This window comes from Ketobacter alkanivorans (assembly GCF_002863865.1).
GTDB classification, from domain to species: Bacteria; Pseudomonadota; Gammaproteobacteria; order Pseudomonadales; family Ketobacteraceae; genus Ketobacter; species Ketobacter alkanivorans.
On the sequence record NZ_CP022684.1, the window covers coordinates 2,903,734 to 2,924,329 of the forward strand.

The following is a 20,596-nucleotide window of genomic DNA, read 5'->3' on the forward strand; positions in this document are numbered from 1 at the left end:
ATTATTCACCTTCTGCATCGGTGTCTGCTACGATGGCTTTCACCGTCGCGCCGGGTTTGGCTTTTTGCAGGCCTTCGATGATGATCTGTTCGCCACCCTGCAGCCCGCTGCGGATGATCCAACGATCCCCTTGGGCGCGATCGGTTTTCACCGGCAGGGGCACTACCTTGCCGTCTGCCAGTACGGACATGACCATATCGCCCTGATTGCTGCGTATCAAAGCCTTCTGCGAGACAGTGAGTGCTTGCTTATATTCTGCCTGATCCAGGCTGACCCGCACGAACATACCGGGCAATAACAAGCGATCGGGATTGGGCAGTTGTGCTCGCAGCAGGATTTCGCCGGTACCCGGATCAACGGTCATTTCGGAGAACAGCAGCTTGCCAGGGTGCGGGTAGCTGCTTCCGTCCTCCAGCAGTACGGAGACCTTGGGATCCTGCACCGCCAGATCACGGCCGGCATTTCCCTGGCGTAAACGCAGCAATGCGTTGCTGGACTGAGTAAAATTCACATACAGTGGATCCAGTTGCTCAATGGTGGCCAGGTGAGTGGCCTCACTCTTGCCCACCAAGGCTCCTTCGGTTACCAGTGCGCGCCCGATGCGGCCAGTAATGGGCGCACGCACGCTGGCGTATTGCAGGTCAATGCTGGCGCGGGCGACGGCGGCCTTGGCAGAAGCCACGTCCGCTTCGGCCTGTTTGGCGATGGCGAAGGCTTCATCGTATTGTTGCTGGCTCACGGCTTTTTTGTTGAGCAGGTTAGCAAAGCGTTTTTGCTTCAGGGTGGCTTGAGTCAGATCCGCTTCGGCGCGGGCCAGTTGGGCCTCGGCGGCATCCAGATCGGCCTGCAGGGTGGCGGGGTCGATCTGGAACAGAAGCTGTTTAGCCTCCACTTCGCTGCCTTCGGTAAACAGTCGCTCTTGAATGATGCCTTCCACCCGGGCACGAACTTCTGCCGTGCGTAAGGCTTGAACACGGCCGGGCAGCGTGGTTTTCACCACCAGATGGCGAGGTTTTACCACCTCTACAAGCACTTCCGGTGGTGGCATTTGCATGCCTCCCGTTGCGGAGGTGGCGGGTGAATCGGATTCGTTGCAGCCCCAGAGGAAAAGGGTGGCAGCGATAATTATGCCCACGCATTGGCTTGATTTGGAGGGTAACATCTTGATAAACCTCGGTTATTTATTGAAAAGTGTAAGATCTTGGCTGGCGTATTCGATTGAATTACGCTTTAATCATACATTCGTGTATGTATAATTAGAATAGAGTATAGACAAAAGTAAACAAATCATGGTGAAAAAAACCAAAGAAGAAGCGCTGGAAACCCGCAATATGCTGTTGGATACGGCAGAGCAGGTGTTCAACGAAAAGGGTGTGTCTGGCACCACCTTGGCAGATATTGCCTGTGCTGCCGGGATGACACGGGGCGCGATTTACTGGCATTTCAAAAATAAGGCGGACTTATTTGATGCGATGTGTGATCGCGTGCGGCTGCCGCTGGAGGGGATGACGGCAGCCAACGCAGATGCAAATGTCAGTGATCCGTTGGGTGAGTTGCGCAAGACCCTGGATTACTTGTTTATAAAGGTGTCCACTGATATCCACCACCATCGCGTGTTTGATATTTTGTTCAACAAGTGCGAATTCGTCGAGCAGCTAGGCCCCATCATGGATCGTGACGCGCGGGTGCGTAAGCTGTTCCGCGAGCGCTTTGAGCAGGTTTTCGCCAACGCCATCCGCCTGGGTCAGCTGCCTGCCGATACCAATGTGAGCCTGGCGGTGAACGCCTATCTCGCGTTCACCAAAGGGATTCTGCGTAATTGGCTGCTGGAGCCCCATTCCTTCGATCTGTATCGGGATGGTATGCGTATGGTGGATGGCTATTTCGACATGCTTTTACTCAGTTCTGCCCTGCGCGACTAGTTTGTGTTTCAGTGCGCTTCTGCCGGTACAGGGTGAGCCATTTTTCCAGCTCAACCAGCATCAGTACACTGCCTGATCCTGCCAGTACCCATAACCATTCTTGTAGCGACAGACTTTTGGCCTGGAATAGATCCCGAAAGCCTGGCAAGTAATTGAACAGCATCTGCAGTGCAACCACTGTAACCACTGCAATCCAAACAGCGATTCCACCAAAGGGGCGTGGGTTCTGCCAAAGGGGCGTTTGGGTGCGGCAATTAAACAGGTAAAAAATTTCAAAAAACACCAGCGTGTTGACGGCCACGGTGCGGGCTTTCTCGATGGATGCACCTTGTTCTAGTGCCAGATAAAACAGTCCAAACACGATCAGAGTGCCCAGCGCACCGACAAAGAGTAATCGCCGTAACACAAAGCCGGTTATTAAGCCTTGTTTGATCGGGCGGGGTGGTCTGTTCATCGAGAGGGGCTCACTGGGTTCAAAACTCAGGGCCAGTGCCAGGGTGATGGCGGTGATCATGTTTATCCACAGAATCTGAGCAGGGGTGATGGGCAGCATCAACCCCAATAAAATGGCCACCGAGATCACGCTGGCCTCTGCCAGGCTGGTGGGCAGAATAAACAGGATCGCCTTGAGGATATTGTCGTATACCGTACGCCCCTGCCGCACCGCCGCCACAATGGTGGCGAAGTTGTCATCGGTGAGCACGATGTCGCTGGCATCCTTGGCGGCGTCGGTGCCTTTACGGCCCATGGCGATGCCAATATCTGCGGCGCGCAAGGCTGGTGCGTCGTTAACTCCATCGCCGGTCATGGCCACCACATGCTGTTGCTGTTGTAACGCCTCCACGATGCGCAGTTTGTGTTCAGGGCTGGTGCGGGCGAAAACGTCGCATGCCTGTACCTGCTGCGGCAGTGTATCCAGGTCGGTCTTATCCAGATCCGCTCCGGTCAGCACGCGGTTGGTCCTCAACCCCAGCACGCGGGCGATGGCCGCGGCGGTATGGGGGTTGTCCCCGGTAATCATCTTCACCCGAATACCGGCCTGCTGGCATTGGCGGATGGCATCAATGGCTTCCGCTCTGGGTGGATCAGTAATGCCCACTACGGCCACCAGAATCAGATCCTGTTCCACCATATCGTAGGTCAGTTCCTCCACTGGCGGGCTTGGTTTGTAGGCCAGAGCCATCACCCTGAGGCCGACGCTGGCCAATTCCTCTATGGATTGATTCCAGTGGTCGGCATCCAGTGGCTCTACGCCGTTACAGCCAAGCTGGTGGCTGCAAAATGGCAGCAGTCGATCGGGGCCACCTTTGATCAGGATCTCATGTTCACCCTGATGATTGTGATGCAAGGTAGCCATGTAGCGGCGCTCGGACTCAAAGGGCAGCATGTCGTTACGGGGCCATTCCTGCGCAGCGCGTTCTTCTGTTAGTCCAGCTTTCAGGGCGAGGCTGACCAAAGCGCCTTCGGTGGGATCTCCGCTCAGTTGCCATTGTCCATCTTTGCGAATGACCGTGGCCGTATTGCACAATAGCGACGTCCGGGCTATCAGGCTCAAGCGTTGCTCGTCGTCAGCTCTCAGGCTGTTTTGTGCAGCATCCAGAATGTTACCCACATCGCCATAGCCTTCCCCGCTTACGCTCAGGCTGCAATCTGCCAGCACTAACCGGGTGGCGGTCATTTCATTGCGGGTGAGGGTGCCGGTTTTGTCAGAGCAGATCACCGATACCGAACCCAGCACTTCTACCGAAGGCAGTTTGCGCACCAGGGCATGCAGCCGGGCCATCTTTTGCACGCCAACGGCCAGGGTAATGGTAACCACAGCAGGCAGGCCTTCCGGCACCGCCGCCACCGCGATGCCCACGGCTGCCTGGAACATGGCGAACAGGTCGTACTGGCGGGCAAAGATTCCAAACAGAACCATGGCGCCAGACAGTGCAATGATGATGTAGGTGAGCTGTCGAGCGAACTGCTCCAGACGCCGGGTCAGGGGTGTTTTGGGTACTTCAGCCTGCTGAACCAGTGTGCCAATATTGCCCAGCTCAGTGCGGACTCCAGTGTTGACCACCAGGCCAAGCGCCGTGCCGTAGGTAACCAGAGTGCCGGTATAGGCCATGTTGCTGCGCTCTGCCAGAGGGGTTGCCTCTGCCAGTTCACCATTGGACTTGGTGACCGGTTGGGATTCACCGGTGAGGGCAGACTCATCGCAGCGCAGATCCTTGACCTGAAACAAACGAAGGTCTGCGGGCACCCGATCACCGGACTGCAGCAGGATCACATCCCCTGGAACCAGCATCTCACTGTCCAGTGTTTCAACCCGATGATCCCGCCACACCTTGCATTCGGTGCGCACCATGTTGTGAATCGCACGCAGCGCGGCTTCAGCCTTTCCTTCCTGAACAAAGCCAATGATGGCATTGATAAGTACGACGCCGAATATCACCGTAGCGTCTATGACGTGCTGCATCAGCAGGGAAATACCGCCACTGGCCAGCAGTACATAGATAAGCACGTTGTTAAACTGGGCGGCAAAGCGCAGCAGAGCGGGGCGGGTGGGTGCTTCAGGCAGCTGGTTGGCGCCGAACTGGATGAGACGTTGCTGGGCCTCCTCTGCTGTGAGCCCATGTTGGGTCGAGGAAAGGCTGTTCATAACCGCAGTCAAAGTGTTCGAATGAAATATCACGATGTACAATCCAATTAACCATTATGGGTTGCAGGCGCTACGCTTATCAAAGAAGCTGCAACCTGAAGCTCTGCAATCATGTCAATCTTGGATGTGCAACACAATGGACTGGATCAGTAAAATGATAAATGCTGCGCGATTCAGCATCGGGCGTGAATCATTGGCGGCGACCTTCGATGAAGAGCTGCATTTTCACGCTGGTTGGGTCTTGGTGTTCAGTTGCGCCATGTCCCTGGCTTGGCTACCGTACATCCCGGTAGATCGTGTCTTGCATCCCGAACAGCCTGTTATCGTTTGGCTGAGATGGTGCCTGGTGGTGATCAGTGTTGCCGTACTGCTGTTACGGCGAGTGCCTTATTTGCGACAACGCAACCAGTATTTGATGACGCTGTGGGCATGCTATGCCATGACGGCAACAGGTGTGATCACCGGGCTCACCTCAGTTGATCCTACCTATGTGTCCGGTTTCGTTTTAGTGATTTGCCTGCTGCCTATGGTGCCGTTGCGCATACCTTTGTCCATCAGCATTTTAGTATTGGGATTGGCAGGTTTTTTTGGGGCGACCTATGCAATGGAGGTGGATCTTACCCAGGCTCGCGTACGTTATACGCTGAACGATATTATTGTGGCTTCGGTTATTGTTTTGTTCTTTATTTTTTTAATGAATACCTACCGCTATCGCACCTGGAAAAGTGCAAAAATCATCGAGCGTGAATCCTCCCGCCGGGTGCAACAGGCGGATCTTGAAAATCAGGCCAAGAGTCGATTCATTGCCACCATGAGCCATGAAATTCGTACTCCCATGAATGGCATAATTGGTATGGCGGAAATGCTGCATACCACCAGGCTGGATAAAGAACAGAAAAATTTTGTAGATGTTATCTCCTATTCGGGAAAATCACTACTGAATGTCATCAACGATATTTTGGACTATTCAAAAATTGAAGCAGACCGAGTCACCCTCGAGAAAGTTGAATTTAACTTTTATTCCCTGTGTGCGGAAGTGGCCACGGTATTCAAATCCACAGCAGGCAAAAACAGCATAGAGTTTGTGGTTTGTGTCGATCCCAATATTCCGGCCAGAATCAAAGCTGATCCATCCCGTTTGCGTCAGGTGATCCTGAATTTGATTGGTAACGCCTTCAAATTCACACGCGTGGGGCGAATTGAGTTAAAGGTTGAGAAAGGAAAAGACACACTGGATGGCGGTGAGCTGGAATTTATAATACTGGATACCGGTATCGGAATATCTCAGGCGCAACAGGCAACCCTGTTTAAACCGTTTCAGCAGGCAGACAGCTCCATCACTCGTGAGTATGGTGGTAGTGGGCTGGGTTTGAGTATTGCCAAATCATTGATTGAGTTGATGGGCGGAACAATCAGCGTCGACAGCGCACCACGACAGGGTTCTACGTTCAATTTCACAATGCATTACGAGGCCGCGTTGCCAGAACCGCAGAGTAAACATTTGCTTGCTCTTAAGAATGTGAAGATCTTATTGGTGGGGCGTCCCAGTCATTATGGTATGGAGCTGACACGGCATTTGCAGTTCAGTGGGGTAAAGGTCAGCACCGAGCGTACTATCGTAGATGGAATAGAGCGGTTATACCGTTATACGGATGGATTTACCATGGCGGTGGTTGATCTTGATAGCAACAGCGATGTTGATCCTTTGCTGATAGAGCGCTTGCAGGAAACTTGTGGATTGTTATCTCTGGAGTGCATGGTGCTGACTTCTGATGAATACCCCCGCTACGGCTTTAAGGTTATTAATAAACCTGTATGTGCATTTCAGTTTACTCACATTCTGGCACAGGCACTGGGGAAAACGGATGAAAGTGACAGGCCGCCAGGTGATGTCAAGACAGAGCAAGTGCTTGCCGATTGCTCAATATTGGTGGCCGAAGACAACGACATCAATCAGAAAGTGATTGCAAGCATGTTGGATAAATTGGGTGCGCGCTATACCATCGCCCACAACGGCCGTCAGGCATGCGCTGAATACGCTTCCAAGCATGCGCAATACGATGTAGTGCTAATGGATTGCGAGATGCCTGTGTTGGATGGCGAGCAAGCCACGCGACGGATACGAGAGCAAGAACGGGAACAGGGTTGGCCGCGTAAACCGATCATCGCACTGACCGCCCACGCCATGAAAGAACACATTGATAGTTGCGTGGCGGCCGGTATGGATGATCATATTGCCAAGCCGGTGGAAATGTCGATCCTGCAAGAAAAGATACTGGCAGCGATCAAAAAATAGATGCTAGATCTTCGCTGAATACCAATCCTTGCAAAGTGTGTGCTTCGATCAGTTTGCGATATTCATCGGAGCAAAAAATATTTTTGCCGTCGTCGAACTCACTTTTGAACAACAGTAGATCTTTTACGGCGGCTGGATTGAATTGCAGTTTTTTAACATCAATATAACCGCTTTCCTCAACCGTGCGCACGCTGGATGAGTCAACGGCATCCATGCCGGTAGATCGGGTGATGTGTAACAACCAATAGGGAACACCTTCGCACTGCAAAGGTAGCCATTCACCGTAGGGGCTCAGGGTGTCTTTAAGGGCCTCATAGGCTCTTTGATTCACCACCAGCTGATCAGTGAACCACAGTGTTACATCGGGTGGCTTGGTAACGTTATGTTTGTCACTGTCGTCAAAAAATTCAACCGGTAATGGCTGCCAGAAGGTCTCCCACTGGGCTTGTTCCAGTAGCGAAAAGTAGTCTGTGCCGAAACTTTCTTCCAGTACATCGGGGCTGATATCAAAGCTCAGAAATCGTGATCGATCAAAACGCAACTTATAAATCATGACCAGTTGGCTCCCGCTGGAAGACCTTCTTCTTTTTTCATCATGACATACTCAGGAAACGTGCCCTGCTGCAAATGGCGGCCGATTAATTGCAGATCCTGTCGGAAGTTCTTCGGTTGACGGATATTCATCAGACGAAAGCGCAACCAGAAGAAGTAATTATAACGATGAATGCGTGAGTGAGGCACAGCTTTAGGGAACGCCGGGTGGGGGGTTGCGGCCGTGTTACTGGGTAGCCAGCAACCGTTATCAGGGTCATCGATACGGATTTTCATGCGTGCCATCATGGCCCGTGTAACCACCGCGTTGTGGTGTTTGCCAGCAACGATGGCATGCGCATGACAGCTGTGAGGCCGGGTTTTGCCAACGGCCTCCAGATGGGCACCCAGTCGGCTGGAGTCATGCTGCTCAGCGCGCAGCTCGCCACTGTTCATCTCGGATGCTTGGGCCAAATACCGATCCAGGCCTTGTTGAACCTGGGCTGCAGTGATCAGGCGATTAATGTCGCTGTCGGTGATCTCGCCCTCTTTGTTAACGAAAGCGTCCGTTTCCCGATCCAGCAGGTTCTTTTCGTGAAAGGGAGTATCCCGGTCCGGTAGGCTCATGGCATGTCATCTTCAAATACAAAAGTGAATAGGCCCTAGCCTACACGGACAAAACTTAACCGAACAGTGACTATTTAACAAAAAACGAGCGTCCTGATGCCGTTATTACTGGAACGGATTGCGAATAACCATCAGGCGCAGTTCGGTCATGTCCTCCATGGCCCAGCGAATGCCCTCGCGCCCCAGGCCGCTGTCTTTTACTCCGCCATAGGGCATGTGATCCACCCGCCAAGAGGGGATATCACCAATCACCACCCCGCCCACTTCCAGCTCATCCCAGGCTTTTTGAGCCTGATACAGGTCTTTGGTAAAGATGCCAGCCTGTAAGCCGAAACGGCTGCCGTTGATGTCTTTGAGCACCTGATCGAAATCATCAAAGGGAGCTAGTATGGCCACTGGGCCAAAGGCCTCTTCGGCACAGACATCCTGCGAAGGGTCCACATTTTCCAGCAGTGTTGCCTGCAACATGGTGCCCTCGCGTTCGCCGCCGCACAGCAGAGTCGCCCCGGCTGAAACGGCATCGTTGATCCAGCCGTGCAAGCGAGAGGCTTCGCCTTCGCTGATCATGGGGCCGATGAAGGTTTGCGGATCTTTTGGATCACCACTCTTCAGGGCTTTGGTCTTGGTTACTAGCTTCTGCTTGAACTCATCGTATACATTGCTGTGTACGTAGATTCGCTGCACGCCGATGCAGCTTTGGCCAGACTGATAGAACGCGCCGAAAATAATGCGGGCAACCGCATCATCGATGTCCCAGTCCTTATCCACCACACAGGCGGCGTTGCCTCCCAGCTCCAATACCACGGGTTTTTTGCCAGCGCGGGCTTTTAGGGCCCAACCCACATCCGGTGACCCTGTGAAGCTGAGGAGTTTCAGGCGGTCATCTTCAGTGAGCAGGTCGGCGCTGTCACGGCGACAGGGCAGGATGGAAAATGCACCTTTGGGCAGACTGGTTTCCGCCAGGATTTCACCAATCAAGAGCGCGCCGATGGGCGTCAGGCTGGCAGGTTTCAATACAAAGGGGCAACCGGCGGCGATGGCAGGTGCCACTTTATGAGCTGCCAGGTTTAATGGAAAATTGAACGGGCTGATGAAGGCGCAGGGGCCGATGGGCACCCGTTTGGTCATGCCACTGTAGCCTTTCGCGCGCGGGCTGATGTCCAGCGGAATGGTTTCACCATACTGGCGCGATGTCTCTTCGGCGGCAATTTTGAAAGTGTCGATCAGGCGGGTTACTTCACCTTTGGCATCGTTGATGGGCTTGCCTGCTTCAACGCACAAAGCGTAAGCCAATTCATCAAAGCGCTCGCGAAACCGACTCACGCAATGTTCCAGTACGGCTTGCCGCTCAAACATGGGCATCTTGGCCATAGCATCGGCTGCACCACACGCAGCGCTGATGGCTTGATCCAATACCTCCGGGGTGGCCAGTGGCACTTCGGTGGCCAGCTCTCCGCTGTACTTGTCGTACACCTTGAGATCTTTATTGGCGTAAATGGCCTCGTTGGCCAGATAGTAAGGATATTCTTTCTTCAGCATGGGGATACCTGTAAACGCTCTATTGTGCGATCAATAATTTTTCCAGTGCGCTGCGGATCTGGGCAGGCATGGGTACGGATTTGTTTTCTGCGCGATTCACGAATACGTGAATAAAATCACCAAAGGCACAGGCTGTGTCTTCGCCTTTCTTAAAGATGCCCACGCCGTAGGTCACTGAGCTGTTGCCCAACTTGTTCACCCTCAACCCGGCTTCGATCTCATCTGGATAGGCTATGCCGGATAGATAACTGCAGCTGGAATTCACCACATAACCGACCACGGGGGCATTCTGAATATCAAGCCCACCCTGTTCGATTAAATATCGGTTTACTGCGGAATCAAAGTAGGAGTAATAGGTTACGTTGTTGACGTGACCATACACATCGTTGTCCATCCAGCGGGTGGTGATAGGATAAAACAATTTATAATCGCTGCGAGCGATGGGTTTGCTGTCTGTCATAGTGGTTGCTTCGTATCCTTTGTCGTTACCAGGCCGCTTTATAAATGGCAAGGGCATCTGCTTCAGTGACTTCTCGAGGATTATTCACCAGCAGGCGTTGTTGCAGCATGGCGTCCGCCGCTAATTTACTGATGAAATTCTCCGGCACCTTGCAGTCACGCAGCTTGTTGGGCAGTGCAACTTTTTCGATAAGTTTTTCGATCCAGGCAATCAGTTTGTCGCTGACCTCTTCATCGCTGCCTGAGGTGTATTCTTCTCCCATAATGATGGGGGCCAGCTCGGCATAGAGTGCTTTAGCGCTGGGTGCGTTAAAGCGCATTACGTGGGGTAATACCAGAGAATTACTGAGGCCATGGGGAATATGAAAGTGGCCGCCCAATGGATAGGCTAATGCATGCACCGCAGCGACAGGGGCATTGGCGAAGGCCTGTCCTGCCAGCAGCGCACCCAGCAACATATTGCTGCGGGCCTCCACATCACTGCCAATGCGCACAGCGGTTAATATGTTTCTGGAGAGCAAACGCAACGCTTCCCGCGCCAGCATGTCCGACACGGGATTCTTTTTATGGGCTGAGGTATAGGCTTCGATGGCGTGAACCATGGCGTCGATGCCAGTAGCGGCGGTAACCTGGGGTGGCAAACCTACCGTCAATTCTGCATCCAGCAGCGCGATATCCGGCTGCAATACCGGGGATACCACCCCGGCCTTGGTGGTCTCACCGGTGGTTACGATAGCGATAGGGGTTACCTCGGAGCCGGTGCCAGCGGTGGTGGGAACCTGAATAAGCGGCAGCCGGGGCTCTTTGGCGTTACCGACTCCGTACATGTCCGGCAGGGCCTGTTGGCATTGTGGGTGGGATAGAATGGCCACCAGCTTTGCCACATCCATGGAGCTGCCGCCGCCGAAACCTACCACTAAATCGGCATTGGCTGTTTTGGCAGCCGCCACGGCGCTGAGCACGGTACTGTCCGAGGGATCGGGCTCAACCTGGTCAAACACCTCCACGTGCACGCCAACCGCGCTGAAGCTCGACAACACAGGCTCGAGCAGTCCGGCTTTGATGATGCCCGCATCGGTCACCAGCATGACGGACGCAGCACCTTGTTGCTGACAGAGAGCGCCCAGTTGCTTGGCGCTGCCGGGCTCGTTGATGATGGTACGAGTTGTAGAAAACGTAAATGCCTGCATGAAGAAGGGCACCTCAAATAATGAACGCACAGATTTTACTATACTACCACGGTGCGTAATTGTGGATGGGCCATTTACGTGGCAGATCAGGCCAGCGATTGGTTAGCGTTTGGCCTCTAAACCGGTATCGTCCACGCGATACCACTTATCCACATAGTGGACCAGTGCGCGATGCAGTAACAGAATGGCTATGATCCCACTGTACAGGAATGCACTGTTATCACCCACTTTAGCCTCCATCAACAGGTGCGCTGAGGCCAGGATCGAGAGCAGATACATGGTGCGGTGCAGCTGGCGCCAGCGTCTGCCCATTTTGCGTCGAGCCCACTGCGGTGAGGTGATGGCCAGCAGAAAGGAGATCGCCCAGGCGCAAAAGCCAATCACCAGGAACGGTCGTTCTGCAAGATCATCCCACAGCCAACCAAGATTCCAGCCCAATTCAAGATGCAGATAAATTGCCGCGTGCCAGCACAGGTAAAAAAAGCTGAACAGGCCCAGCATCCGGCGAGATTTAATCAGAAAATTCCAGTCTGCCAACCGTTTCCCATAAAGCAGTTTCATGCTTCGACATAAAAAACCAAGCCAGCGTCGCAGCGGGGTTATGGCCAACGTCAGCATCAAATACAGCAGCGCCCAAAACCCTGTTCGAGCGATGAGTGCATCAAAAGGGTTGAACCCTAACTGGGCCTGATAAATATCTTTGATCAACAGCAAGGCAGGGGCACAGCTGAGCACAAACAGCAGCAAGCGGAACCAATGATCCTGTTGGTTGAACCAATTCAGTAAGCGTAGTCGCATCAGAAGTGTTTAGTCATATCCAGATTGCGATACAGATGCGCCACCTGTTCAGCGTAGCCATTGAACATCAGGGTGGGCTGTTTACGGCTTTCACCGAGGGGAACTTCCCGGCGCTGACTCCAGCGAGGGTGAGGTACATCAGGATTTACGTTGGCGTAAAAGCCGTACTCCTTAGCAGCGGCTTTTTGCCATGTGGTTACAGGTTGATCTGACAGTAACTCAATATGTTGAACAGCTTTTATGCTTTTGAAACCGTACTTCCAAGGCACCACCAAGCGTAATGGTGCGCCATTTTGGGGTGGCAGATCGCCACCGTACATACCGGTAGCAATCATTGTGAGGGGGTGCATGGCTTCATCCAGGCGCAGGGCTTCCTGATAAGGCCAATCCAGAACGGGCCGTCGCTGGCCAATCATCTCTTTCGGATTGACAATCGAACTCATGCGCACAAAACGCGCAGAAGAAAGAGGATTTGCCAGCTTGATAATGTCCGCCAACATTATGCCGCGCCAGGGTACCACCATCGACCAACCTTCGACGCAGCGGAATCGATAAATACGCTCTTCTGTACACAGTTTTTTCAGCGCATCCAGGTCAAGTGTGATTGGGTTTTCGACTTCACCTGATATGCGTAAAGTCCAGGGCGACAGGGTGAGTGATTTTGCCAAAATACGAATGGCTTCTTTGTCGGTGGAGAACTCATAATAGTTGTTGTAACCGGTTGCGCTCTTTTTAGGCGTAAGAGATGCACTATAGTCCGGGATGGTGATGCCAGGGGGGCATGTATCGGAGGCAAGAAGCGAGGGTGAGTATCCCGCCATCACAGCAGCCCCGGCCAAGCCTTTTATCAGTGAGCGCCGCCGTGCAAAGTCAGATTCGCTGGTGATTTCAGACGGCTGCGGTTCGGGAAATTCAAAAGCCATAATCAGTCCCGGATGGACTTCAAATGCAGTATCAGAGAATTTATTTCTGATTCAGACAATTGATCGCCCCACGGCGGCATGTGTTTAGAGCGACCAACCGCTTCACCGCCTTTGACGATAATCTCTTTTAAATAAGGATCAGGCAAACGGCTGGCAGTGAGATCGGCTGGCGGAGGTGTTTTCAGCAACTTGGCCATTCGGCCATCTCCTTCACCGTACTGACCGTGGCATAATACGCAGCGCGTACTGTAAATTTGCTGACCCAGCTTTCGGTTGGCTGTGCTCTCTACATTCAGTGCGCTCAGCAGTGTGTAGGCTTCGTCTTTATTTTTACGTAACAGCAGAATAAAGTCAGATACGGATTCCAGTTCGCTCCAGCTAAGCTCTTTGCCAAAAGGCGGCATATACTGGGATATGTCTTTGAAATAAGCGCCCAGTACAGTCGCATTTAGAATGGATGCGCGGTCGGAGGCAACGCGGTGGTTGATCAGCGAAGTATTAGGATACTCTTTTAACCGCATGGGTAAAATGCCTTCCCCCATACCTTTATTGCCATGACATAACGCGCAGCGGGTCAGATAAACCTTGGCACCCAGCTCCAGGCTGGGTGACGGATCATCGTAACTTACTTCAGATAGTGCTGTGGATGACATCCAGTACAGAAACCCGCTCAGGATCAATACAATTCCATGTGTTGGCATGTGCTTATTCCTGAACGTTGATGGTCATTTTCATTTCTGGATGAATGGCGCACTCAACTTCCACTTCACCTGGCGTGGTGAAAGTGACATCTCGTGATTCACCTTTAGGGTAAGATCCAAGGTCAAACATTTCGGCGTCACTCAGGCTGAAAACGTTGTGAAAAAACGCATCATTATTGGTGAACTTAACAGTGTCGCCGACTTTGATGTCTAAAGAATCCTGGGTGAATTTTTTATCCTTCTGACCTACTTCTACCGTTTCGGCCATGACCGAGGTGCTGATTACCAGAGAAAGGATTGCTGCTATGTTTTTTGAGGCCATGTTAACGCTCCTGTATGATTAAAATGCGTTTTCGGGAAGAATTGGAAGCACAAAGGGTTTTTGTGGAGACGTCAGCGCTTTCATGAATTCCACCAGATCCGCTTTTTCGGTTTGCGTTAGTGTCAGTTTCTTCATGTTTGGAGAAAGATTGGTTTGTACGGAACCTCCGGTTTCGTAATGATCCATTACGTCGCTTAACGTCATGGCTGAGCCGTCGTGAAAGTAAGGAGCCGTCAGTGTGATGTCTCTGAGAGTGGGTGTTTTGAAGGCACCTTTCATAAGGTTGATCGGTTTTATGGCGTAACGACCCATGTCAGGATTCTCCTGGCCCCAAGATTTAAGTCCAATGTTGTGAAACCCACTGTCACTGAAGTTAGGGGCAGAGTGACATACCGCGCAGTTGCCTTTTTCTGGATCAACGAATAGTTTGAAGCCGTTTACCTGCTGTTTATTCATGGCTGTTTTGTCGCCCTTGATCCAGCGATCGAACGGAGAATTGTTGCTGATGACAGTGCGCTCAAAGCTGGCAATGGCCATGGCTAATGTCTCATCTTTGATGCCTTGCCCCGGATATGCTTTTTCAAAGGCTTGTACGTAGGTGCTGTTCCCTTTCAAAAAGTTAATCGCCATGGATAAATCAACATTCATTTCCGCGCTGGAAAGCATGGGGCCTAAGGCTTGATCTTCCAGTGACTTCTTACGTCCATCCCACATTTGCAGGCTGTTGTAAGCAGAGTTGGTGACGGTTGGAGAAGCTCGTCCCAGGACTTTACTTTTAAAGCCCTTGGCAGTGGGCAAACCATCGGACCAGCCGAACAAAGGGCTATGGCAAGTTGCACAGGACATATTGCCATCGCCGCTCAGACGAGGATCGAAAAACAGCATCTTGCCGAGATCAACACGCTCGGCATTAGGTTTGTTGTTGTCTGGATAGGGCACCTCCGGCATCAGCCATTCTTGCAAACTGGTATGGCCAGCTTCAAAAACATAATGCTCATCCGCTTGCGCGGGTGTTAAGCCGAACATGAATGCTGAAACCAGAACAGATGTGGTGATTGTGGGTTTAGCTATACGGGCAATAGACATAGAACACTCCGTGTTATTGTTTGAAATGAGACACCATATCGTTCAGTGTGGTTGAGGATGCGGATAAATCATCGGAGAGGGTGTTCATTTCTGATACGCTCTCCAATGCAGAGTCACTGACTTTTTGCAGCTCTTCGATGAAGTGGTGAATTCCATCTAGTGCTTTCAATTGCGATTGATTCATGGCGAGTGCCGATTGAATTCGTGTGCGAGACAGATCTGAGTGTTCGTTTGCATTGCGTACGTCTTTGGCGCTGTGCTCGAATAACTCCACGTTGCTTTGCAGCTCACTGTTTACCAGCCCCAGCAGGTCTACCACCTGGTTGAAGTTCTGGGTCATGGTGGATGCCAATTGAGAGATCTCTTTTACCGCCTCGCCACTGCGATTGGCCAGCGCCCTTACCTCATCGGCAACTACTGCAAAGCCGCGTCCTTGTTCACCTGCTCGAGCTGCCTCAATAGCAGCGTTTAGCGCTAATAGATTGGTTTGCTCTGACACGCCTTGAATGGTGTCGGCAATGCTGGTGATGGAGTTAGCCGAATGGGATAACGTTTTGATCTGTTCAGACAAGGTTCCGACCTGCTGCTCGAATTGGCGTTGAAACTTCAGCGAGGCGGTGATTCGTTTGTCGGCCTCAGAGCAGCTCAAGGCGGTGCTTTCAGCATCGTTGGTGCTGCTGGAAAGCAGAGCGTTCACTTCATTCGAAACGTTTAACAATTCGTTAACTTTCGTGTTAATCGAGAGCACATTGTTTGACACGATTTGCGCGTTATCTGCTGATCGGTGGGCTGTTCCGTTAACGTGTGCTGCGTTGCTCTGCAGGTTACCGGCTTGCGATTGCAGACGATTGACGATAGCGGTAGTTGAGTTCACCGCATTGCGCAGCGCCTGAAAGGTAAGGGAAAGCTCATCGCTACCTTGTTCCTGCAAGTTAATATTAAGATGCCCGTTGGCAAACTGCCCCATAGAACGCTGGATGCGTTGCATGCTTGAGATCAAGCGCCTGATTAGAAAGAAGGCAACGACGGAGGTAATTATCAGCCCGGCCAGCGTCCATAATGACAGCATCGTAATGACCTGGTAGCTGTCCTTTTGGTTGTTTTCGGCCAACATACTTAATGATGTGAATTCGTTGTCCAGAATTTGCTGTGCGTTTTCGATAATGCGCTGGGTTTGGGGTGCAATTGCTTTGAAGGCCTCGTTAGCTTCGTCATCACGGTTCTTTTTGCCATAGCCGATAACCTTCATTTGTAGAGGGCGCAGGGCTTCAAGATCAGTCTTCAGGGTCTGAACGGCATCACTGTCAGGAATAGTGGCTTCGAGTTTCTGAATTTGCTCATCAAGACTGGAGGAGGCCTTGATCGTTGCAATGGCATTCTTGCGTATATCTGCTGGGCTGTTTGATGCAATCAAGGCTTGCAGATCCCGCTGCGCCTGGATGATGGCAATCAGTGTGTTGTTGGCTTGATGCTGGCGTACCTGGGATACACTGATGGCAGTATTAAGGCTATGATTTTGTTGGGTAAGGGTGTAGCTCGCCAATAAAACACAGCCGATCGCAACCAGTGCGGGCATTACGCACATGAAGATAAGCTTATAGCGCCATGATATTTGATTTAACCAAGCCATAGGTACCGTACTAAAAATCGGGGATACTCTATTTAGGTTAGACGATGGGCGAGGTCTATCAAGGCAATAGTTTTTGTCTAACAGGAAATTGTATCCAGCGTTCTAATTGGTTTAGCTGATAAGCACCTTAGGCCGCCTGTTGATGGCAGACCCGGTTACGACCTTGTTGCTTGGCCTGGTACAGTGCTGTGTCGGCCTTTTCGAGAAGGGAGTTCAAGGTAAGATCGCTATTAGGCGTAACGGAATGGACACCGGCGCTGATAGTAACGGCAAGAGGGCCGTTGCGGGTATCGACGGGCTGATTATGGATTAATTCCCGAATGCGTTCGGCGACGGTCATGGCACCATCCAGTTCAGTTTCCGGCAGGATAATGCAGAACTCTTCACCACCGTAGCGCGCAGCAAAGTCGGTAGGCCAGCGTACGCCGGTTTTGATTCGGCTGGCTACTTCCTGCAAGCAATCGTCACCCACCGGATGGCCGTGGGTGTCATTGACTGACTTGAAGTGGTCGATGTCGATCAGGATGACAGACAAGGCGCGTTGATAGCGTTTACCACGTTCCCATTCTTCCAGTAACGAGCTATCCAAATGACGCCGGTTGTGCAGCCCGGTGAGCTGATCCGTATTACTCAGATCTCGCAGTTGTTGTGTCAGCGTCTCCAGTTCTTTGGTACGCGTGAGTACGCGGCCTTCCAACTCCTCGTTAGCGCGTTGGGTAGCAGCCAGAGCCTGGGCCTGAGCTTCGTAGCGCATACGCCGTTCAGCATTAATACGTTCTGCCAGAGCAAACGAAAGCAGTACGACTTCCAGAGATGAGCCTATGTGGGTGCCATATTCGGTGAACAAGTTAGTGGGTAGAAGACCGGCTTTATTCAACGCCAGAATCAGGCCGCCCGAAAGCATGGATGTCCACGCGATGGTGTAATATTTTGCGGTATTCTGGCCTTTGAACCAGCACACACAGCCGGAGGCCAACGCTGCGATACAGGCCCCTGCAGCCCAAACGATCAGCACCGTAATATTGTAGTGATAAGGAATAAAAAAGGCGCTGATGCCAAGGGCTATGCCGCCATACCAGAAAATGATCAGCGCGCGATCTATCATGGGTGCATAGTTGCGTACATCCAGAAAGCTGCGAGTAAAGGAGGCTCCGAATACTACTACTCCGGATAAAAATACGATGATGGACTGATCGTTCCACTGAGTAAGCGTTGGCCATAAATATCGGAATGAATAGCCTCCCAGGCTGGCTAAAAACAGCGGCATGCATAGCACATAGCCCACATATAATAGATAAGTACGTTCACCCAGCACAAAGAATATCAGTAGGTTATAGGCAGCAATCACAAGCATTGTGCCAAAGAAAATGCCTTGCAGTATGGTTCGGGTGGTGTCAAAACCAAAGAATGTTTCTTTGTCCCACAAAGTGACCGGAACCTGCACCGCGCTGGTGGTCTCTACTCGCAGGTAGATCGATAGATGTTGATTTGGATTCCACTCTAATGGCACGATGAAGTTGCGGTGGTCGAACGCCCGTTTGTGGTAGGGGTGCTTGTCGCCGAGATTGTATTGTTTCAGAATCCTGTTGTCTTCCACCACAAAGACATCAATGTAATCCAGCACCGCGTAGCTGATCTCAAGCAGCCTGGTCATGGTGTCCGGGGTGGGGTTGTCGATGTCTATTCGCAACCACCAGCTTGATTCGTTATAACTCTTATTAAAGGTCTTATCGTCGTTTTGAGTCCACTGGGGTTGTTCATTCAAGATATCGTTGATGGTCAGGGCTCGATCGGCATCCTCCATGTACCGAACTGCGCTGTTAAGGCTGATGCCAGCTTCCTGGTTATCCAGAATCAGGGGCGAGCCGCTGGCGGAAAGCGACGCAGTGACGATCAATAGAGTGACAAACAGGTGTCTCAGCATGGTAAGGGGCACGCGAACAAAAGAGGAACTTATGTTAAGCGTAGCACTAGCCACCAAGTTTGGGTGTTTTGTATCCGCAGCAGGGGTTAATTTTGGGCGGTGTGGGTGTACAATGGGTTGAGTTATAAGAATAACAACTAAACAGGTCGTTCGTATGAATCTAGCGAAATATACCGTTTTACTGCTGGTACTGATCTTTTCTACCCAAAGTTTTGCCCTTATACCGCCGTTACGACAGATTGATGCCTTCAAGGTTATTTCTGTTGAAGGGGAGGATGTCCCCTGGGTGCTGGGCTGGAGCCTCGATGAATTATCCCTGGCGGCCATGGTGGATGGTGTCATGGAGCCTATTCCCTTTCAGATCGATCAATATAATACCGGTGGAGCCATCTATTTCGAAGGTTGGCATATACCTATGTCCGGTAGCCCGAATTTGATGGATGGCACCGATAAGATACTGTTTTTATTTAAAGATGCTGGCCCACGCCTGGATCCGCGAGTGCCCTTCGATGGTGAGATGGTGGCTGAGGTCGTGACCCGCGACCGAGATGGCGTGGAGCGCTTTGTGTACTTGGTGCGTAACTCTCGTCTGCGCTCTGAGGAGCAGTACGTTCGTTACAGCGCCGAATTGGGCCTGGTGGAGACGGATTTTTACAGTTTGCGCTACAACAAGAAGAATCACCTGCAATGGGATGACTTCAGTTATGTGAATTACGTGGGTGAGCGGCCGCTGGATTCCATGAAACTCCGTCTCAACACCGGTATTTTGACCTCTGTTACGGATACTGAGTTGAATAACAACCAGATGATCGCGTTGCCTACGGGTGAGATCATTGGTCCGATTCGTACCACCACGCAGTTGGATTTCAATCTGTATCTGTTTGGTGTGTCCATTTTGCAATTGAGTATGCAGATCCACCATTATCCTAAATCCATTATGTACGATGTCAGAGGGATCATTCCTGAATTGCGTCGCAAGCTGCTGGTTGATCCATCGTTGACGATGTCTCTGGATGCCAACCGTTTGTTGGGTGCTGAAACCCGAACCTCAGCCTGGCCTGATAAATTTGGAACAGTGGATGGTGTCGTGGATGACAATGAGTTGAAGATGATCGAGGCAGGTCTGGATCCTGCGAATAACTGGCTTTGGGTGACGTCGAAGCGTAATTTGGATATCTTGGCCTTTGTGGATTATTTGGGGGACTTTAACGAGCCCATGGCGTTGCTGTACAAAGATGATCTGGAAAAATACGAGCCACCCGAGGTGTTCCCCGGACAGATGCCCAATGTGGGCTACGGTATCACCAGTTTTCCCATGACAGGTTTTATTGGCTTTGTTGTGAGCTTGTTCGTCAGTGATGGTTATGAAGGCGATCCCAACGAGTTTGCGCCTTATGCGCGTACTCTGCCTGATCTTGAAGTGCGGGCAATGTAATAAGTGAACCGGTACATAAAGGATGTTTCAGGTATGAAAGTATTGACCGGCTTGGCAGCAGCGCTGGTGTTGGTGGGGTGTACCACTACAAAGGATTCAGCAATGGATTCCCAGGTGGCAGCGCTGACCACGTGCGAGAAAATTGATGCGCTTATCGAAGGTCATAAAAAAGGATTTCCTAAACTGCGTATGACGCAAAGCAGCGTTAAGCTCATGGATATATGGAAGGCGCGCTATCATCTGGTAGGAGATAGTTGTCAGGTGTGGGGTTGGGGGGCAGGCAAGTTTAGTTATGTCTGTTCCCTCACAGAGCCCAACGAGCAGGTGGCGCGGGAGCACTATCAGCTGGCAGTGCAAAAGGGCAAGGAATGCTTGCAACAGGGCTGGACGCTGGACGAAGGCGGCCGTGCCATGGGTGAAGGCTTGAAAGCGGAATTCACTCGTCCAAATGATGAAACCGTATTAACAGTGGTTGCGACATCCTCGCCGACACTGTTTAAGACTGAATGGAAGACCTACGTATTTGTGGGTGATCCAAACGATCTTAAATAGGCGTTATTGGGTGT

The 20,596-nt window shown here is 51.7% G+C and carries 18 protein-coding genes; 4 read left to right on the forward strand and 14 right to left on the reverse strand.

Annotated features, from left to right (window positions below; translation table 11 throughout):
• Nucleotide 1: 1 nt before the first annotated feature.
• On the reverse strand, nt 2-1,048 hold the full coding sequence (locus Kalk_RS12425; protein WP_233716626.1) for an efflux RND transporter periplasmic adaptor subunit: 1,047 nt from the start codon (nt 1,046-1,048) through the stop codon (nt 2-4).
• Nucleotides 1,049-1,289: 241 nt separating this feature from the next.
• On the opposite strand from Kalk_RS12425, the gene Kalk_RS12430 reads away from it, so the two are divergent.
• On the forward strand, nt 1,290-1,922 hold the full coding sequence (locus Kalk_RS12430; protein ID WP_101894560.1) for a TetR family transcriptional regulator: 633 nt from the start codon (nt 1,290-1,292) through the stop codon (nt 1,920-1,922).
• Here Kalk_RS12430 and Kalk_RS12435 read toward each other — a convergent pair.
• Complete coding sequence (locus tag Kalk_RS12435; protein ID WP_267892383.1) at nt 1,900-4,602, reverse strand: cation-translocating P-type ATPase; 2,703 nt, start codon at nt 4,600-4,602, stop codon at nt 1,900-1,902. The two genes, Kalk_RS12430 and Kalk_RS12435, sit on opposite strands and share 23 nt — an antisense overlap.
• A 121-nt stretch (nt 4,603-4,723) precedes the next feature.
• On the opposite strand from Kalk_RS12435, the gene Kalk_RS12440 reads away from it, so the two are divergent.
• Nucleotides 4,724-6,865 carry an ATP-binding protein gene (locus tag Kalk_RS12440; protein ID WP_158643469.1) on the forward strand — a complete coding sequence of 714 codons (2,142 nt, stop codon included), beginning with the start codon at nt 4,724-4,726 and terminating at the stop codon, nt 6,863-6,865.
• Here the strand turns inward: Kalk_RS12440 and Kalk_RS12445 are convergent.
• From Kalk_RS12445 to Kalk_RS12500, 12 genes are all read right to left on the reverse strand, one after another.
• Entirely contained in the window at nt 6,855-7,418 is a 564-nt protein-coding gene (locus tag Kalk_RS12445) for an imm11 family protein (RefSeq protein WP_101894562.1), read from the reverse strand. The two genes, Kalk_RS12440 and Kalk_RS12445, sit on opposite strands and share 11 nt — an antisense overlap.
• On the reverse strand, nt 7,415-8,023 hold the full coding sequence (locus Kalk_RS12450; protein WP_101894563.1) for an AHH domain-containing protein: 609 nt from the start codon (nt 8,021-8,023) through the stop codon (nt 7,415-7,417). Before Kalk_RS12450 ends, Kalk_RS12445 begins: the two co-directional genes overlap by 4 nt.
• Before the next feature lie 105 nt (nt 8,024-8,128).
• Nucleotides 8,129-9,562 (reverse strand): aldehyde dehydrogenase family protein, encoded by a 1,434-nt coding sequence (locus tag Kalk_RS12455; protein ID WP_101894564.1) that lies wholly within the window; start codon nt 9,560-9,562, stop codon nt 8,129-8,131.
• 19 nt (nt 9,563-9,581) lie between these two features.
• Nucleotides 9,582-10,022, reverse strand: coding sequence for an acyl-CoA thioesterase (locus Kalk_RS12460; RefSeq protein WP_101894565.1), 441 nt, complete (start codon nt 10,020-10,022; stop codon nt 9,582-9,584).
• Nucleotides 10,023-10,047: 25 nt separating this feature from the next.
• Nucleotides 10,048-11,211: an iron-containing alcohol dehydrogenase gene (locus tag Kalk_RS12465; protein WP_101894566.1), complete on the reverse strand. Its 1,164-nt coding sequence runs from the start codon at nt 11,209-11,211 to the stop codon at nt 10,048-10,050.
• A gap of 102 nt (nt 11,212-11,313) precedes the next feature.
• The gene (locus Kalk_RS12470; protein WP_101894567.1) at nt 11,314-12,009 is read right to left on the reverse strand and encodes a protein-methionine-sulfoxide reductase heme-binding subunit MsrQ; all 696 of its coding nucleotides are present in this window, start codon (nt 12,007-12,009) and stop codon (nt 11,314-11,316) included.
• Complete coding sequence (gene msrP, locus Kalk_RS12475; protein WP_101894568.1) at nt 12,009-12,932, reverse strand: protein-methionine-sulfoxide reductase catalytic subunit MsrP; 924 nt, start codon at nt 12,930-12,932, stop codon at nt 12,009-12,011. Before msrP ends, Kalk_RS12470 begins: the two co-directional genes overlap by 1 nt.
• A gap of 2 nt (nt 12,933-12,934) precedes the next feature.
• Nucleotides 12,935-13,633, reverse strand: a complete 699-nt coding sequence (locus tag Kalk_RS12480; protein WP_199767905.1) for a cytochrome c — start codon at nt 13,631-13,633, stop codon at nt 12,935-12,937.
• Nucleotides 13,634-13,637: 4 nt separating this feature from the next.
• On the reverse strand, nt 13,638-13,955 hold the full coding sequence (locus Kalk_RS12485; protein WP_101894569.1) for a plastocyanin/azurin family copper-binding protein: 318 nt from the start codon (nt 13,953-13,955) through the stop codon (nt 13,638-13,640).
• 18 nt (nt 13,956-13,973) lie between these two features.
• Nucleotides 13,974-15,041 carry a cytochrome-c peroxidase gene (locus Kalk_RS12490; protein WP_101894570.1) on the reverse strand — a complete coding sequence of 356 codons (1,068 nt, stop codon included), beginning with the start codon at nt 15,039-15,041 and terminating at the stop codon, nt 13,974-13,976.
• Nucleotides 15,042-15,054: 13 nt separating this feature from the next.
• Nucleotides 15,055-16,671, reverse strand: a complete 1,617-nt coding sequence (locus tag Kalk_RS12495; protein WP_101894571.1) for a methyl-accepting chemotaxis protein — start codon at nt 16,669-16,671, stop codon at nt 15,055-15,057.
• A gap of 127 nt (nt 16,672-16,798) precedes the next feature.
• Nucleotides 16,799-18,595: a sensor domain-containing diguanylate cyclase gene (locus Kalk_RS12500; RefSeq protein WP_158643471.1), complete on the reverse strand. Its 1,797-nt coding sequence runs from the start codon at nt 18,593-18,595 to the stop codon at nt 16,799-16,801.
• A gap of 154 nt (nt 18,596-18,749) precedes the next feature.
• Between Kalk_RS12500 and Kalk_RS12505 the strand changes: the two genes are divergently transcribed.
• Both Kalk_RS12505 and Kalk_RS12510 read left to right on the forward strand, forming a co-directional pair.
• Nucleotides 18,750-20,030: a hypothetical protein gene (locus tag Kalk_RS12505; protein ID WP_158643472.1), complete on the forward strand. Its 1,281-nt coding sequence runs from the start codon at nt 18,750-18,752 to the stop codon at nt 20,028-20,030.
• 33 nt (nt 20,031-20,063) lie between these two features.
• A complete protein-coding gene (locus tag Kalk_RS12510; RefSeq protein ID WP_101894574.1) occupies nt 20,064-20,582 on the forward strand; it encodes a hypothetical protein in 519 nt (172 codons plus the stop codon).
• Nucleotides 20,583-20,596 lie beyond the last annotated feature (14 nt).

What these genes read in the sequence shown, in the direction of transcription:
- Kalk_RS12425 (WP_233716626.1), bottom strand. Translation starts at nt 1,048, where the DNA reads ATGCCACCACCGGAAGTGCTTGTAGAGGTGGTAAAACCTCGCCATCTG.
- Kalk_RS12430 (WP_101894560.1), top strand. Translation starts at nt 1,290, where the DNA reads ATGGTGAAAAAAACCAAAGAAGAAGCGCTGGAAACCCGCAATATGCTG.
- Kalk_RS12440 (WP_158643469.1), top strand. Translation starts at nt 4,724, where the DNA reads ATGATAAATGCTGCGCGATTCAGCATCGGGCGTGAATCATTGGCGGCG.
- Kalk_RS12445 (WP_101894562.1), bottom strand. Translation starts at nt 7,418, where the DNA reads ATGATTTATAAGTTGCGTTTTGATCGATCACGATTTCTGAGCTTTGAT.
- Kalk_RS12450 (WP_101894563.1), bottom strand. Translation starts at nt 8,023, where the DNA reads ATGAGCCTACCGGACCGGGATACTCCCTTTCACGAAAAGAACCTGCTG.
- Kalk_RS12455 (WP_101894564.1), bottom strand. Translation starts at nt 9,562, where the DNA reads ATGCTGAAGAAAGAATATCCTTACTATCTGGCCAACGAGGCCATTTAC.
- Kalk_RS12460 (WP_101894565.1), bottom strand. Translation starts at nt 10,022, where the DNA reads ATGACAGACAGCAAACCCATCGCTCGCAGCGATTATAAATTGTTTTAT.
- Kalk_RS12465 (WP_101894566.1), bottom strand. Translation starts at nt 11,211, where the DNA reads ATGCAGGCATTTACGTTTTCTACAACTCGTACCATCATCAACGAGCCC.
- Kalk_RS12470 (WP_101894567.1), bottom strand. Translation starts at nt 12,009, where the DNA reads ATGCGACTACGCTTACTGAATTGGTTCAACCAACAGGATCATTGGTTC.
- msrP (WP_101894568.1), bottom strand. Translation starts at nt 12,932, where the DNA reads ATGGCTTTTGAATTTCCCGAACCGCAGCCGTCTGAAATCACCAGCGAA.
- Kalk_RS12480 (WP_199767905.1), bottom strand. Translation starts at nt 13,633, where the DNA reads ATGCCAACACATGGAATTGTATTGATCCTGAGCGGGTTTCTGTACTGG.
- Kalk_RS12485 (WP_101894569.1), bottom strand. Translation starts at nt 13,955, where the DNA reads ATGGCCTCAAAAAACATAGCAGCAATCCTTTCTCTGGTAATCAGCACC.
- Kalk_RS12490 (WP_101894570.1), bottom strand. Translation starts at nt 15,041, where the DNA reads ATGTCTATTGCCCGTATAGCTAAACCCACAATCACCACATCTGTTCTG.
- Kalk_RS12495 (WP_101894571.1), bottom strand. Translation starts at nt 16,671, where the DNA reads ATGGCTTGGTTAAATCAAATATCATGGCGCTATAAGCTTATCTTCATG.
- Kalk_RS12500 (WP_158643471.1), bottom strand. Translation starts at nt 18,595, where the DNA reads ATGCTGAGACACCTGTTTGTCACTCTATTGATCGTCACTGCGTCGCTT.
- Kalk_RS12505 (WP_158643472.1), top strand. Translation starts at nt 18,750, where the DNA reads ATGAATCTAGCGAAATATACCGTTTTACTGCTGGTACTGATCTTTTCT.
- Kalk_RS12510 (WP_101894574.1), top strand. Translation starts at nt 20,064, where the DNA reads ATGAAAGTATTGACCGGCTTGGCAGCAGCGCTGGTGTTGGTGGGGTGT.